Annotated in this window: 14 protein-coding genes; 3 read left to right on the top strand and 11 right to left on the bottom strand. The window is 47.4% G+C overall.

The genetic code is table 11. The annotated features are described in order from the left end of the window. The first annotated feature begins 9 nt into the window (after positions 1-9). Positions 10-600: a nucleotidase gene (locus tag MTR82_RS09460; RefSeq protein ID WP_052651774.1), complete on the top strand. Its 591-nt coding sequence runs from the start codon at positions 10-12 to the stop codon at positions 598-600. A gap of 380 nt (positions 601-980) precedes the next feature. Here MTR82_RS09460 and MTR82_RS09455 read toward each other — a convergent pair whose 3' ends face one another. The 5 genes from MTR82_RS09455 to MTR82_RS09435 form a co-directional block, all read right to left on the bottom strand. Continuing rightward, positions 981-1,391: a Fur family transcriptional regulator gene (locus MTR82_RS09455; RefSeq protein ID WP_246808825.1), complete on the bottom strand. Its 411-nt coding sequence runs from the start codon at positions 1,389-1,391 to the stop codon at positions 981-983. Beyond that, complete coding sequence (locus MTR82_RS09450) at positions 1,388-2,242, bottom strand: metal ABC transporter permease (protein ID WP_052651776.1); 855 nt, start codon at positions 2,240-2,242, stop codon at positions 1,388-1,390. The genes MTR82_RS09455 and MTR82_RS09450 overlap by 4 nt, the downstream gene beginning before the upstream one ends. Continuing rightward, the gene (locus MTR82_RS09445) at positions 2,235-3,008 is read right to left on the bottom strand and encodes a metal ABC transporter ATP-binding protein (protein WP_246808824.1); all 774 of its coding nucleotides are present in this window, start codon (positions 3,006-3,008) and stop codon (positions 2,235-2,237) included. Before MTR82_RS09445 ends, MTR82_RS09450 begins: the two co-directional genes overlap by 8 nt. Positions 3,009-3,194: 186 nt before the next feature. Continuing rightward, positions 3,195-4,088, bottom strand: a complete 894-nt coding sequence (locus tag MTR82_RS09440; RefSeq protein ID WP_246808823.1) for a deoxyribonuclease IV — start codon at positions 4,086-4,088, stop codon at positions 3,195-3,197. Positions 4,089-4,101: 13 nt separating this feature from the next. Continuing rightward, positions 4,102-5,397: a DEAD/DEAH box helicase gene (locus tag MTR82_RS09435; protein ID WP_246808822.1), complete on the bottom strand. Its 1,296-nt coding sequence runs from the start codon at positions 5,395-5,397 to the stop codon at positions 4,102-4,104. Positions 5,398-5,522: 125 nt separating this feature from the next. Between MTR82_RS09435 and MTR82_RS09430 the strand changes: the two genes are divergently transcribed. Both MTR82_RS09430 and MTR82_RS09425 read left to right on the top strand, forming a co-directional pair. Continuing rightward, the gene (locus tag MTR82_RS09430; RefSeq protein ID WP_052651780.1) at positions 5,523-6,500 is read left to right on the top strand and encodes a 4-hydroxy-3-methylbut-2-enyl diphosphate reductase; all 978 of its coding nucleotides are present in this window, start codon (positions 5,523-5,525) and stop codon (positions 6,498-6,500) included. Between the two features lie 95 nt (positions 6,501-6,595). Beyond that, positions 6,596-7,126, top strand: a complete 531-nt coding sequence (locus MTR82_RS09425; protein WP_246808821.1) for a DNA topology modulation protein — start codon at positions 6,596-6,598, stop codon at positions 7,124-7,126. A 15-nt stretch (positions 7,127-7,141) separates the two neighbouring features. On the opposite strand, the gene MTR82_RS09420 is transcribed toward MTR82_RS09425, so the two are convergent. From MTR82_RS09420 to dnaG, 6 genes are all read right to left on the bottom strand, one after another. Next, positions 7,142-8,251, bottom strand: a complete 1,110-nt coding sequence (locus tag MTR82_RS09420) for a Nif3-like dinuclear metal center hexameric protein (protein WP_246808820.1) — start codon at positions 8,249-8,251, stop codon at positions 7,142-7,144. Then, the gene (locus tag MTR82_RS09415) at positions 8,211-8,951 is read right to left on the bottom strand and encodes a tRNA (adenine(22)-N(1))-methyltransferase (protein ID WP_246808819.1); all 741 of its coding nucleotides are present in this window, start codon (positions 8,949-8,951) and stop codon (positions 8,211-8,213) included. The genes MTR82_RS09420 and MTR82_RS09415 overlap by 41 nt, the downstream gene beginning before the upstream one ends. Positions 8,952-9,011: 60 nt before the next feature. Then, positions 9,012-9,401, bottom strand: coding sequence for a cytochrome c550 (gene cccA, locus MTR82_RS09410; RefSeq protein ID WP_246808818.1), 390 nt, complete (start codon positions 9,399-9,401; stop codon positions 9,012-9,014). 129 nt (positions 9,402-9,530) lie between these two features. Beyond that, positions 9,531-10,670: an acyl-CoA dehydrogenase gene (locus MTR82_RS09405; protein ID WP_052651785.1), complete on the bottom strand. Its 1,140-nt coding sequence runs from the start codon at positions 10,668-10,670 to the stop codon at positions 9,531-9,533. Between the two features lie 191 nt (positions 10,671-10,861). Continuing rightward, positions 10,862-12,019 carry an RNA polymerase sigma factor RpoD gene (gene rpoD / locus MTR82_RS09400; protein WP_052651786.1) on the bottom strand — a complete coding sequence of 386 codons (1,158 nt, stop codon included), beginning with the start codon at positions 12,017-12,019 and terminating at the stop codon, positions 10,862-10,864. Between the two features lie 33 nt (positions 12,020-12,052). After that, the gene (dnaG, locus tag MTR82_RS09395) at positions 12,053-13,855 is read right to left on the bottom strand and encodes a DNA primase (RefSeq protein ID WP_246808817.1); all 1,803 of its coding nucleotides are present in this window, start codon (positions 13,853-13,855) and stop codon (positions 12,053-12,055) included. Positions 13,856-13,937 lie beyond the last annotated feature (82 nt).

Below are 13,937 nucleotides of genomic sequence, written 5' to 3'. Positions count from 1 at the left end.
CGTGAAGCTATGAGAAGCCGTTTCGGCATTGACATCGATGGTACGGTGACTTCACCGACATCATTGATTCCACATATTAATGAAGCATTCAACAGCAACCTGACGCTGGATGATATAAAAGAATACGATTTGACTGCAGCTCTGCCCCACCTTCCAAAAGGCGAATTTTTTGACTGGTTCCGGGAAGCTGAACCGAAAATTTATGCAACTTCTCCCATTTCAGAGAACGCTAAAAATATTTTGGAAAAATGGAAAGAGCACTACGAATTGTATTTCATTTCAGCGCGCGGCGAAAATGCCCGCGACGTAACATACGATTGGTTTGCCGAGCATGCCATTGCGTATGACCACATCGAATTGATCGGCACCCATAAGAAAATCGAAACAGCGAAACGCCATCAAGTGGATCTTTTCTTTGAAGATAAGCATGATAACGCGGTCGAAATTTCTGAGGAGCTGGACATTCCGGTCATCCTGTTCGATACGCCTTATAACCGCTTGCCAACACCGAAGAATGTGGTGCGCGTGTTCAATTGGCTGGAAGCTGAGCAATGGGTCGAAAAAGAATTTGCTCTTCAGCAAAGCATTCGTTCAAAATAAATAAAAACCATCAGCGGTTCAGTTCCGTTGATGGTTTTTTGTTTGGTTCTTTGCAATCAAAGGAAGTTTGTTTGCACTTGGCGGCGGTTTACTTGCGCTTAAAATTTTTTATTTGCGGTCACCAGTAAGTTATTTGCATTAGTTGAATAAATGCATAAAAAAACGCAAGCGGCATCAGACCGCTTGCGTTTTCTTATTGTCCCGTTAGCAACAGCCAGCCCTTATGCCTGTCGGGGCTAACCGGCCGCTTCCGCTTTTCTTACTGTCCAGACGCAAGCGGCCAGCCCCTCGGGGTCTTAAGGCAAACCACTACGGAAATCAGGATTTCCTGCGTGCTTTGCCTTAAGCCTGTCGGGGCTAACCGGCCGCTTCCGCTTTTCTTATTGGCATTCCGGGCATTTGCCGTAAATTTCGAATTTGTGGTTTGCAATTTCATAGGCCGGCAATGCGGCGCCCAGCATATCCATCGGACACACGGGTATTTCTTTGATTTTCCCGCAGTCCATGCAGATGAAGTGGTGGTGATGATGTTCGCTTTCGCATTGCATCCGGAAATGGCGCTCACCCGAAAGTTCCGTTTCTTCCAATATGCCAAGCGATACGAACGTCGCCAGGTTGCGGTATACCGTATCGTAGCTCATGCTCGGATAATCCTTTTGCATGACATCGAGCAGATCACGCGCCGTCAAATAGCGATCGTCATCTGCAAACAATTCAAGGATTTGCGACCGCTTCGTCGTTTCCTTATAGCCGTTTTCCTTTAAAATGTCCCACGCTTTTGTGATGTTCATGCGACAGCCCCCTTCTTCATTGAAACAGAGATCTTTTTGAAGCCAATGACCAGCAATAACAAGAAAATTGAAGTGACAACAATGGTGCCTCCTGGCGCCAAGTTAAAGTAAAAGGCCGTAACTAAGCCCGTGATGACGGAAAATTCGCCAAAAAAGATGGATAATAAGATCGTTTGTTTGAAGCTTTTCGCTACCCGCATGGCCGCCGCTACCGGGATCGTCATCAATGACGACACCAGTAAAATCCCGACGATCCGCATCGAACCGGCAATAACAAGCGCAGTCACGATCATGAAAAGGAAATGAATCCACTTGGCCGGCAATCCGGAAGCTTTTGCGTATTCATCATCAAACGACAATACAAACAATTCTTTGAAGAACAAGAAGATAAATGCCAGAACGACGATGGCGATGGCACCTACAATCAGCAGGTCTTCCCGGCTGACGGCCGAAACAGAACCGAATAAATAGCCGAATAAATCATTGGAAAAGCCTTGCGCCAGCGAAATGAAAATCGCCCCAAAGCCAATTCCCGCCGACATGATGATCGGAATCGCCAATTCTTCATAATGTTTATAAAGGCTTCTCAGTCGTTCAATCAGAATGGAGCCCCCAACAGAAGCGGCTATACCAAGAAATAGCGGGTTCAATAAAGCAAAGGCAGCTACGCTCTGGCTTAAAAACAGGCTTCCCGCTATTCCGGCTAACGTTACATGGCTCAAGGCATCCGCGATAAGCGAAAGGCGGCGGACCACAATGAAAACGCCGAGAAGCGGTGCGATGACGCCGATGATCAAACCGGCGGCAAATGCATTTTGCAGAAATTCATACGTAAAAATGGCTTCAAACATGGCTATGGCTTCCTCCGATATGATGAATTTTACGGACCGAATGGCCATACCATGCTTCGCGCTGGGCGTCGCTCATCGTATGGAGCTGTTCTTTAAATCCGTGGAAATGGATGGTCTGGTTAAGGCAAGCTACATGAGTGATGCGGTCGGTTACCGTATCCACGTCATGGGTCACCAGCACCAACGTGATGTTTTGATCGCGGTTAAGCGAAGCAAGCATATTATAGAAAGATTGGACATTTTGGTGATCAATGCCCACTGTCGGCTCATCCAGGATGAGCACTTTCGGCTTTGCCACCAAAGCTCTCGCGATAAACACACGCTGCTGCTGCCCGCCGGATAATTCATTGACGCTGCGTCCGCTAAAAGCTTCCATCCCGACTGAAACCAGTGCGTCTTTTACATGCTGTTTGTAATTTTTCGGAAGCCTGTGGAATAAACCTGCTTTTTTCGCCAGCCCCCCAGCGACCACTTCTTCCACAGTTGCCGGAAAACCGGAATTGAAGGAATTGGATTTTTGGGAAACGTAGCCGATCCATTCGCGGTGCTTGAAGTTTTTCGAATCAACGCCAAAAAGTTCGATCTGCCCTTTTGTCGGCTTGATCAACCCCAGCATGACTTTCAGCAAAGTGGATTTTCCGGATCCGTTCGGTCCAAGTATGGCCAGGAAATCGCCTTCCTCTACTTTCAAGGAAATGTTCTCGAGTGCCCTCGTTTGTTCATATTCATAACTGATTTCTTTAATATTGATCAATGGCGCGTCCATAAAGCCGCCTCTTTTCTAATTAATAATGATTACGATTTACATCATTAAATCAGTATAGAGGACTCTAGCCCTCTTGTAAATAGTTAAGCACTCAGAAAATCACCGGTTCCCGCCATTCGGATAAAAATAAAAACCGCAAGCTTGCCGGAATTTCCGGTTCAGCTTGCGGTACCATGATGCTTTTGATTAAAGCGGCGCTTTCATTTCTTCGATGACGCCCGGAGTAAAAATCCCGTTTTTGAACATTTCAATTTCAAAAGCGTATGGCGGTTTTTTATTTTTTGCATCGGTTCCGACATACGGAGTTTCGAGAATTTTCGGCACATGCTGCAAGTCGCGGTGATGCACAATGCCGTTCAAGGCTTCAAAGCCGATTTCCCCGAATCCGATGTTTTCGTGGCGGTCTTTGCCGGCCCCGCGGACATTTTTGCTGTCATTGATGTGAAGCACTTGCAGACGGTCGATTCCGACAATGCGGTCGAATTTTTCGAGTACGCCATCAAAATCTTCCTGGATATTATACCCGGCATCATGCGTATGGCACGTATCAAAGCAGACCGACAAACGCTCATTATGGGTCACGCCATCAATGATCGCTGCGATTTCTTCAAAGCTGCGGCCGCATTCGGTGCCTTTTCCGGCCATCGTTTCCAGAGCGATATTGACCGCATAATCCTCTGCCAACACCTCATTCAACCCTTCAACGATTTTCGCGATTCCCGCTTCTGCACCTGCGCCTACATGGGCACCTGGGTGCAGAACGATCTGCTTCGCGCCAAGCGCCGCCGTCCGTTCGATTTCTTTTTGAAGAAATTCAATGCCAAGTGCAAAAGTTTCAGGCTTAACCGTATTCGCTAAGTTAATGATATAAGGTGCATGCACCACGATATGGCTCAAATTGTGGGCAGCCATATGGGCTTGGCCCGCTTCGATATTCAGCTCTTCAATCGGCTTGCGGCGCGTATTCTGCGGTGCCCCCGTATAGATCATGAATGTGCTCGCTCCGTAGGAAGCCGCTTCTTCACTTGCTGCAAGAAGCATTTTCTTTCCGCTCATGGATACGTGTGAACCTATTAACATCTAAATAATCTCCTTACTTTTTGCGGTTTTTGCGGCGTTCGATTTTCTTGATTTCGTCCATTTTCCATTTCATTTTCTTTTTGTACATCGGTTTTACAGCTTTTGGTTTATGGACCATCGTTTTCGCTTTCGCATCCGCTTCATTTGTCTGTCTAACGCGCGTTTTCCGGCTATGGCGGTCTTTCAAATCAACAAACTCGCCTTTGACGATATCTTTTTGCTGGAAAGGAATGCCCATTTTCTCGACGCGGTTAATCGCATCTTCCTCTTCCGGATTGAAAATCGTGATTGCAATTCCTTTTAATCCGGCACGTGCCGTACGGCCGACGCGGTGAACAAAGAATTCCAAGTCTTCCGGCAGCTCATAGTTGATGACATGGCTGACGCCTTGGATGTCGATGCCGCGTGCCGCAAGATCGGTTGCCACGATGTATTGATATTCCAAATCACGGATTTGCTTCATCATTTTCACGCGTTCCCGCGGAGCCAAATCGCCATGGACCCGGCCGACACGGATGCCCGCTTTTGCCAGTTCGTCTGCCACGTAGTCGGCATTTGTTTTCGTATTGACGAAAATGATGGCCAAATACGGATTAATGATGCCCATAATTTCTTTCAGGCGCTCCACTTTCCGTTTGCTCCTGGCTGGCACCAAGTAGAAATCTAAGCCTTCAGCCGTCGGGCGTTTGTCGCCGATTTTAACGTGGACTGGTGATTCCATGTATTTTTTCAGGAATGGCTTCAATTTTTCCGGAATGGTCGCTGAGAATACATACATCTCCAAATCGTCTTTCATCTTGCCGGCAACTTGGTCAATTTCTTCGATAAAGCCAAGATCAAATGCCAAATCCGCTTCGTCAACCACAAGGATTTTTCCTGTGTGGACCAAAAGCGCATTTTCATTGACCAAGTCTTTTAAGCGGCCTGGTGTACCGATAACGATATGCGGCTGGGTCTTCAGTTTGTTAATGGAACGTTTTTTGTCTGTTCCGCCGATAAAGCTTTTCACTTCGATATCGGATCCTTCAACAAGCTTCATCATTTCTGCATAGATTTGCGTGCCGAGTTCGCGTGTCGGTGCACAGATCACTGCCTGAACTTCTTGGCGGCTTGTGTCGATGCGTTCTGCAATCGGAATGATGAAGCTATGGGTTTTCCCTGTTCCTGTATGGGATTGGCCGATAGCTGAGTTGCCTTTCAATATATGGGGCATCATCTCTTTTTGGATCGGGGTCGGTTCCTGAAAACCGAGTTTTTCCACCGCTTCTAATAGGAACGGCTTGAATGGATAATCATTAAATTTTGTCATGGGATCATATTCCCTCCTTACGCTCTTGACATTATAGCATGAATTCGCTTTTTTCGTATTGCAACTTTTGTAAAGACACGCCGTCTCGTTTATAATGAAGGTATGATTTTGAAAGGAGTGCGGTTATGAAGGTAATGAAAATATCGCCAAGAGGGTATTGCTATGGCGTTGTAGATGCAATGGTCATTGCAAAAAATGCGGCAATGGACGAAACTTTGCCCCGCCCTATTTATATACTAGGCATGATTGTCCACAATAAACACGTAACAGACGCATTTGAAGAAGATGGAATCATCACGTTGGACGGCAAAAACCGCCTTGAAATTTTGGAGAAAGTCGAATCCGGCACGGTCATTTTCACAGCGCACGGCGTTTCGCCGCAAGTCCGTGAACTTGCCCGGAGAAAAGGGCTGGTGTCCATCGATGCAACTTGCCCGGATGTCACCGTTACCCACGATTTGATCCGGGAAAAGACGGCAGAAGGCTATCACATCATCTATATCGGCAAAAATGGCCACCCCGAACCTGAAGGGGCGATCGGTGTCGCGCCTGACTTGGTCCATTTGGTGGAAAGCGTTGAAGATGTTGATCAGCTTCAATTAACAGCAGACAAAATCATCGTGACCAACCAAACGACCATGAGCCAGTGGGACGTTGTGGACATGATGAAACGCTTAAAAGAGAAATACCCGCATTCAGAAGTCCATAAAGAAATTTGCCTTGCGACACAAGTTCGCCAGGAAGCCGTCGCAACCCAAGCTGGCGAAGCGGATCTATTGATTGTCATCGGCGACCCGATGAGCAACAACTCGAACCGCTTGGCGCAAGTTTCCCAAGACATCGCCGGAACGCCTGCTTACCGTATTTCCGATCTTTCGGAACTGAAATTGGAATGGCTGGATGGCGTGGAAACGGTAGGTATCACAGCCGGCGCTTCGACGCCGACCCCGATTGTCAAGGAAGTGATGAACTTCCTTGATAAATATGATCCGGAGGATCCGGAAACGCACGAATTGACGCGCAGTGTTCCGTTGAATAAAATCTTGCCGAAGATCAAGCATCCGAAACCTTCGGAGCGCATTGAACCTTACCCAGTCGAATAGTTTATAGTGTCCTTTTGGCCATTGACATAAACCGTGAGCTTTTATCAAAGTCTCACGGTTTTGCTTTACAGACGATTACAGCGGGGTGAAATTGCATGGAAAAGATCGCGATCATCGGCTCGGGTGGCTCCGGAAAATCCACTTTCGCACGCAAACTGGGCGCTAAACTTCAGCTTCCCGTCTACCATCTTGACGCCATCCTCTGGAAACCGAACTGGACTGCTGTCTCTCGGGGCCAACAAGAAGCCATCCAACTTCAACTGGTCAATAAAGAAGAATGGATTATTGACGGCAATTACAACGGCACACTGGACCTCCGCTTAGAAGCTGCTGATTGCATCATTTTCATGGATATGCCGCGCAACTTATGCATTTACCGGATATTGAAACGCAATTTCCTTTACCGGAACACGCAGCGCCCTGATATGGCCACTGGCTGCCAGGAACGCTTCGATTTGAAATTTTTGAAGTGGGTGTGGAATTATTCCCGAGACCAGCGCCCTCGCGTTTTGCAGAAGTTGCAGCGTTTAGCAATTGAAAAAGAGTTGGTCATTTTGGCTTCTCCTAAAGAAGCGAAAGACTTTCTCGAACAACTAAAAACAGAGAATCCAGTCGCCGTAAAGTAGACTGGATTCTCTGTTTTATTTGAATGTAAACGGTTCTGTATCGACTTCGGACGGCAGGAATTCGCACTGCCAGTTCTGCACCTTTGCCATCCGGTTGACGACGCCTTTGATCATGACTTTTTCGACATGGTGGCCAGGGTCTACAACGGCGAGGCCCATCGCTTCTGCATCTTGCGCTACATGGAAATAGAGATCGCCTGTGACGTAGACGTCCGCTCCTGCACGCTTTGCTGCGTGAATGTATTTATTGCCGTCGCCGCCGAGCACGGCCACTTTCCGGACAGGTTTTGCAAGATCGCCGACAATCCGAACAGCCGGTACATCAAGCCTCCCTTTCACGTGTTCTGCGAAATCTTCAAGGCTCATTTCTGTATCCAGCACTCCGACGCGCCCTAATCCCATCGGCAATTCCTTGTTTTCCAACGTAAACACATCGTATGCCACTTCCTCGTAAGGATGGGCTGCAATCATGGCTTTAATGGCCCGGTCTTTTTCGTTTTTCCGGATGACCACTTCGATTTTCGATTCTGCAGTCATTTCCATCTTTCCGGCTTCGCCGATATACGGGTCGGCATCTTTTGTCGGTCTGAACCGTCCTGTGCCGCTTAGCGTATAACTGCAATGTTCATAATTCCCGATGGCTCCAGCTCCCGCATTCCCGAGCGCCTCGCGCACTTGCTCTTCATGGCTTTCCGGGACAAAAACAGCGATTTTCACCAGCTCCGCCTCATATGTAGGAACGAGAATTTTCGTATCGCTGAGCCCAAGCGCGTCTGCGAGAAGATCATTGACGCCGCCTTCTGCCACATCGAGATTGGTATGGGCTGCATACACAGCGATATCGTGTTTGATCAGCTTTTCCATTAAACGGCCTTGCGGAAAATCCGTCTGCAAATTTTTGAGCGGGCGGAAAATCGGCGGATGATGGGCAATGATCAATTCGACACTTTTAGCGATTGCTTCATCCACCACTTCTTCGTTGACATCCAACGTTACCAAAACCCGTTCAATTTTCTTGTTCAACGTTCCGACATGCAGTCCGATCGGATCGCCTTCCATCGCCAAATATTTAGGCGACCATTTCTCAAACTCCTCGATGATCTGCTGCCCATTCGGTATTTTCATTGTTCAGCACCTCTTCTACTAGTTGGATTTTATGCACCAAATCTTTTTTCCGCGAAAGGATTTCCACGGTCTGTTCCGTAGCCTCCATCGAAGCGACAATCTTTTTCCATTGCGTACTTTCACGCCGCCATTTCTCGATGAAAACCGGAGAACGCTCTTTCATCAAATACGGTCCCATCAGGAGTTCCGTTTCCGTTAAAACGGAATTCGCTTCGCCGCGTTCCAATACGAGAATTTCATAGATTTTGTCGTTTTCTTTCAAAATTTCTTCTGAATGGACGTTCCAGCCGTTTTGCTGTGCCCAATCGCGGATCGCTTTCGCATGGACATTTGGCTGAAGAATCAAACGTTCAACTCCTTCTAGCCGCGCTATCCCTTCTGTTAAAATGGAGACAATCAAGGGCCCGCCCATTCCTGCAATGGTGACGGCTGTCACGCCATCTTCAGGATGGATAGCTGCAAGTCCGCTTGCCAGCCTTACGGTAATCTGATTCTCCAGCTGTTCTTGCTGAACTTGTTTTTTGGCCGATTCAAAGGGGCCTTTTACTACTTCCCCGGCAACCGCCCGTTTAACCATCCCATTTAATACCAAAAAGCAAGGTAGGTAGGCATGGTCGCTGCCGATATCTGCAACGATGGCGCCTTTTGGAACATGCTGTGCCACCCGTTCCAAACGCAGCGATAATTGTTGTGCATTCATCCGTTATCCTCCTATCAACAAAACCCCCTTAGCTCAAGAAGAACTAAGGGGGTTTTCAAACTATTCGAGAGATAAAACCCACTCCGCCATAGCTGGAATGTTCTCTTCTTCGATGAGTCCGCCTGGCATTGCGCCTTTACCATTTGCAATAATCTCTTCGATTCCTGCTTGGTCAAGTTCAGTATCAACCAATGATGGCCCTACTGCGCCTTCATAGCTTGAACCGTGACATGATACACAGCTTTGCTGCGCTTGTGATTCTGGATCGAATTCAGCAGACTCCGTGCTTCCGCCGTCGTTGCCTTGCTCTTCGCCGCCAGCGCCGTCTTCTTCAGCATGTTCTGCAGCAATCTCTTCTTGGTTATTCGCTCCTTCTAAAGATAAGAAGAAAATAAGACCAATACCGAAAGCCATGATTAAGATATAAGGTACAATTGCATTTTTTTGCATCCGTTACCCCTCCCTCTATAAAGTTCTGCTTGATGATAGTGTTCGTATCATTCATTATTGTACTGTATTATTAGCAAAACGAAAAGTCTTATGGGAGAAGTTTTGAGTTATTGTGACAAATTCAGCAACTTAACAGCCGATTTGTCTGGCAATGACCATTTTCTGCACTTCAGACGTTCCTTCGCCGATTTCCAGCAACTTCGCATCGCGCATATAGCGCTCCACTTCATACTCTTTCATATAGCCGTAGCCGCCATGGATTTGAATCGCTTCGTCCGCCACTTCCATGGAAATTTCCGATGCATAAAGTTTCGCCATCGAAGCTTCTTTCGTGAACGGGCGCCCTTGGTCTTTCAGCCAAGCTGCTTTGTAGACCATATTGCGCGCCAATTCAATTTTGAGCGCCATATCCGCCAGTTTAAATTGCGTGATCTGGAACTCGGATAAGCTCTTGCCGAACTGTTTGCGTTCTTTTGAATAATTCAATGCACGGTTGAACGCCGCCTGTGCGATCCCAACGGCCATGGCAGCGATGCCGATGCGGCCTCCGTCCAAAGTCACCAGGAACTGCTTGAAGCCTTCTCCGCGCTTGCCGAGCAGGTTTTCTTTCGGTACCCGGACATTTTCTAATACCAGTTCCGTTGTATTGGATGCATGGAGGCCCATTTTTTCGTAATTGTCGATGATCGTGAAGCCTTCAGCATCCGTCGGCACGATAATGGCGCTGATTTCTTTCTTGCCGTTTTCCATTCCTGTGATGGCAGTGATCGCCAAATGTTTCGCATAGCTCGCGTTTGTGATATAAACTTTCGAGCCATTGATGACCCAGTCATCGCCGTCTTCCACTGCACGCGTTTCTGTTCCGCCTGCATCCGACCCGGCATTCGGTTCTGTCAATCCGAATGCGCCAAACGATTCGCCTGAACAAATCGGCGCCAAGTATTTTTCTTTTTGCTCTTCCGTGCCGAAAAGGTTCAATGGCGCACCGCCGAGTGAAATATGCGCCGAATACGTAATGCCCGTTGATGCACAGGCCCGGCTCAACTCTTCCGTCACAATTGCAAAACTTGTTGTGTCGGCGCCAGCGCCGCCGTATTTCTCATCAAACGGCAATCCCATCATCCCCATGTCGGAAAGCTGTTTGAAAATCTCTTTCGGAAACTCATTCGTGCGGTCGCGGTCGACTGCTCCAGGCGCCACCACTTTATCCGCAAACTCTTTAATTGTTTTCTTGATCATTTGCTGTTCTTGCGTCAAATCGAAATTCATCTCATTACATCCCCTTTGTTATGAATACGCTTACAACTTTCATTATATAGGAAAAATTTAGACAAACTCAACTCATAAGGGGAAATAAATAAAAAACGCGAATGCCTAGATAGCATTCGCGCTTGTTTTTTTGATAGTTTATTTAATTGGCCTCTAAAAAACGGGCTGTTTCGAAGATTCCAATCGCTATTCTATTCCAGGAAATCTTTCAAACGCTTGCTGCGTGATGGGTGGCGAAGTTTGCGAAGCGCTTTTGCTTCGATCTGGCGGATCCGTTCACGGGTAACGCCGAAGACTTTGCCCACTTCTTCAAGCGTGCGCGTACGTCCATCATCCAAGCCGAAGCGAAGGCGCAATACATTTTCTTCACGGTCCGTCAATGTATCCAATACATCTTCCAACTGTTCTTTCAACAATTCGTAAGCTGCATGATCTGAAGGCGATTGGGCATCCGAATCCTCGATGAAATCGCCAAGATGCGAATCATCCTCTTCCCCAATCGGTGTTTCCAATGATACCGGCTCTTGCGCAATTTTCAGGATTTCACGGACTTTTTCCGGCAATAGGTCCATTTCTTCGCCGATTTCTTCCGGAGAAGGTTCACGGCCAAGATCCTGCAGCAGCTGGCGCTGGACGCGAATCAATTTATTGATCGTTTCCACCATGTGCACCGGAATGCGGATCGTACGTGCCTGGTCGGCAATCGCACGGGTGATCGCTTGGCGAATCCACCAAGTGGCATACGTACTGAATTTAAAGCCTTTTGAGTAGTCGAATTTCTCGACCGCTTTGATCAAGCCCATGTTTCCTTCCTGGATCAAGTCCAGGAAAAGCATGCCCCGTCCAACGTAGCGTTTAGCGATACTGACAACAAGGCGCAAGTTCGCTTCTGCCAAGCGTTTTTTCGCTTCTTCGTCGCCTTGTTCGATCAATTTGGCCAATCTTACTTCTTCTTCCGCTTTTAAGAGGTCCACCCGGCCGATTTCTTTCAAGTACATTCTGACAGGGTCGTTGATTTTGACGCCTGGCGGCACACTTAAATCATTCAAGTCGAATTTCTCTTCAGTCGGTTTCATGAGACGGTCCAAATGCTCTTCATCATCCGATTTCCGTTCCAATTCAATGCCATGCCCCTCAAGCTGATCGATGAATTCTTCAACGGCGTCCGATTCCATTTCAAAAATTGCTAATTTATCGGCAATCTGTTCATAGTTCAGTTCTCCCGTTTTTTTACCTGCTTCGATCAATTGTTTTTTTGCTTCTTCTACAGTTGCTTCAGGACCTTCTGTAGTGCTTAATGAGACATTGCTAGCTTCAACTTCGTTTGGACGTTCTGATTTCTCAGCCATACGATTTTCCTCCTTTAAAAAAACGGGATTAACCTATAATGATTTCTTCAAAGCAATCACTTCTTGCGCCAAAACTAAGGCACGCTTCAAGTCATGCTGTTTTTCAGCTTCTTTCGACTGCTGGATCTTTAATTTGATCTGCTGCTCGATCCGATGCTTCTGCAGATGGGCCAAGCAATCCGCAATCTCTTCTTCTGCATGTTCAGGATCGCGTTCGCTCAAAGCCGTTTCCATCACCAGCTTCCGAAGTTCAGGATCGCGCAGCGTTTCCAAAAATTTATGGAAATCCGCTTTTTCCCACTCTTCGTAAAAACCAAGCAGCTGCACATACAGCGCTTTGAATTCCTCGCTGACAAACGGCATGCCATCCTCCGCCGCGGCTAGTTTTTCCATGGTACGCGGATTCGCTAAGGCATGGGAAAAAAGCAGCCTTTCAGCGCGATGAAGGGATGTCACTCGTTTCGGATCCCGCTTTGGCGCTTTTTCTTGAACTGGCGCGCTTGGGCGGCTCCGTTCAATGGTTTTGTTTTCAAGCTTCCGGTACTGCTGGAGAATCGCTTCCTCTGACAGGCCGGTCTCATTAGACAATTGCTTGATGTAAAGATCACGTTCAATCGGCGACGACCGCCCTGCTAAGAGCTGGAGCACTTCTTGAATGTATTGCAAAAGGTCATTTTCGTATTGAAAATTTTTATGTCTGCGGGCATGCATCATCGCAAACGCAATAAACGCATGCGGTTTGCCGATGATCTGCTCTTTAAAAGCTTCCTCGCCGTGTTCCCGGACAAAATCATCAGGATCCATTTTGCCTGGGAGGACGGCAACTTCCACTTTGAACTTTTCTTCATTCAATGCAATGGCCGCTCTTTTCGCAGCTTCCCATCCGGCATCATCCCCGTCAAAGCAGAGGACAATATCCTGGGCAAAACGCTTCATCGCTTTGATATGCTGCGGCGTAAGGGAAGTTCCCATTGTCGCTAGCGCATTATCTACGCCTGCTTTGCCGGCAGCAATTACATCCATAAATCCTTCAAATAAGACGATTTTCCGATTTTTCCGGATGGCATTGCGTGCCAGATGCACATTATAAAGTACCTGGCTTTTCTGGAAAATCGGCGATTCGGGACTGTTCAGATACTTGGCTTCTTCCTTGCTTTTCACTAAAATCCTGCCGGAAAAAGCAATAACTTTCCCCGATTCATTGGTAATTGGAAACATGATTCTACCGCGGAAGCGATCAAAAAATCCATTTTTTTGCTCACGCTGGATCCCGAGCCCGCTCGACACCAATTCCTCTTCGCTGAAGCCTTTCCGCTGCAAAGCGGTGGCCATGTAATTCCATTCGGGCAATGCCCAGCCAATTCGGTATTTTTCGATCATTTCCTTTGTGAATCCCCTATTTTCCAGATAGTCGAGGGCTTCCTGCCCTTCTTCTGTATTCATAAGGATATGGTGGTACATATCGGCTGCAAATTCATGCATCAAAATAAGCTGATGGTCTGTTTTTGTAGGTGCCGGACCGGAATCGCTCGGAACCGAAACGTCAACATCGATCCCTGCCCGGCTGCCGAGGCGGGCCAATGCATCTTGGAAAGTGATATTTTCAATGTCCATCAGGAAAGTGATGACGTTTCCGCCCGCTCCACAGCCGAAGCAATGGAAAATCTGCTTGTCGGAAGTAACCGAGAACGAAGGCGTGCTTTCACCATGGAATGGACAGAGCCCGAACCAATTGCGCCCTCTTTTTGTTAATTGTACATACTCACCGACGACGTCTACTATATCCGTAGAAGAGCGGATCTGTTCGATCACTTCTTCAGGAACTCGATTTGACACATTATCACCATCTTTTTTTGCTTAACATACTTAATTCGTGATAGTTTACGGAACTCCTTCATCTTTCCTTAAAAAGATCAAG

Origin of the sequence: Planococcus ruber, from assembly GCF_022819085.1 — a bacterium.
Taxonomy (GTDB): Bacteria; Bacillota; Bacilli; order Bacillales_A; family Planococcaceae; genus Planococcus; species Planococcus ruber.
This window is presented reverse-complemented; position numbering and strand designations above follow the sequence as displayed.

Excerpts from the sequence above, each read along its gene's own strand:
- MTR82_RS09435 (WP_246808822.1), bottom strand. The coding sequence starts at position 5,397 with ATGACAAAATTTAATGATTATCCATTCAAGCCGTTCCTATTAGAAGCG.
- MTR82_RS09450 (WP_052651776.1), bottom strand. The coding sequence starts at position 2,242 with ATGTTTGAAGCCATTTTTACGTATGAATTTCTGCAAAATGCATTTGCC.
- MTR82_RS09425 (WP_246808821.1), top strand. The coding sequence starts at position 6,596 with ATGGAAAAGATCGCGATCATCGGCTCGGGTGGCTCCGGAAAATCCACT.
- MTR82_RS09460 (WP_052651774.1), top strand. The coding sequence starts at position 10 with ATGAGAAGCCGTTTCGGCATTGACATCGATGGTACGGTGACTTCACCG.
- MTR82_RS09455 (WP_246808825.1), bottom strand. The coding sequence starts at position 1,391 with ATGAACATCACAAAAGCGTGGGACATTTTAAAGGAAAACGGCTATAAG.
- MTR82_RS09430 (WP_052651780.1), top strand. The coding sequence starts at position 5,523 with ATGAAGGTAATGAAAATATCGCCAAGAGGGTATTGCTATGGCGTTGTA.
- MTR82_RS09440 (WP_246808823.1), bottom strand. The coding sequence starts at position 4,088 with ATGTTAATAGGTTCACACGTATCCATGAGCGGAAAGAAAATGCTTCTT.
- MTR82_RS09415 (WP_246808819.1), bottom strand. The coding sequence starts at position 8,951 with ATGAATGCACAACAATTATCGCTGCGTTTGGAACGGGTGGCACAGCAT.
- rpoD (WP_052651786.1), bottom strand. The coding sequence starts at position 12,019 with ATGGCTGAGAAATCAGAACGTCCAAACGAAGTTGAAGCTAGCAATGTC.
- cccA (WP_246808818.1), bottom strand. The coding sequence starts at position 9,401 with ATGCAAAAAAATGCAATTGTACCTTATATCTTAATCATGGCTTTCGGT.
- MTR82_RS09420 (WP_246808820.1), bottom strand. The coding sequence starts at position 8,251 with ATGAAAATACCGAATGGGCAGCAGATCATCGAGGAGTTTGAGAAATGG.
- MTR82_RS09405 (WP_052651785.1), bottom strand. The coding sequence starts at position 10,670 with ATGAATTTCGATTTGACGCAAGAACAGCAAATGATCAAGAAAACAATT.
- MTR82_RS09445 (WP_246808824.1), bottom strand. The coding sequence starts at position 3,008 with ATGGACGCGCCATTGATCAATATTAAAGAAATCAGTTATGAATATGAA.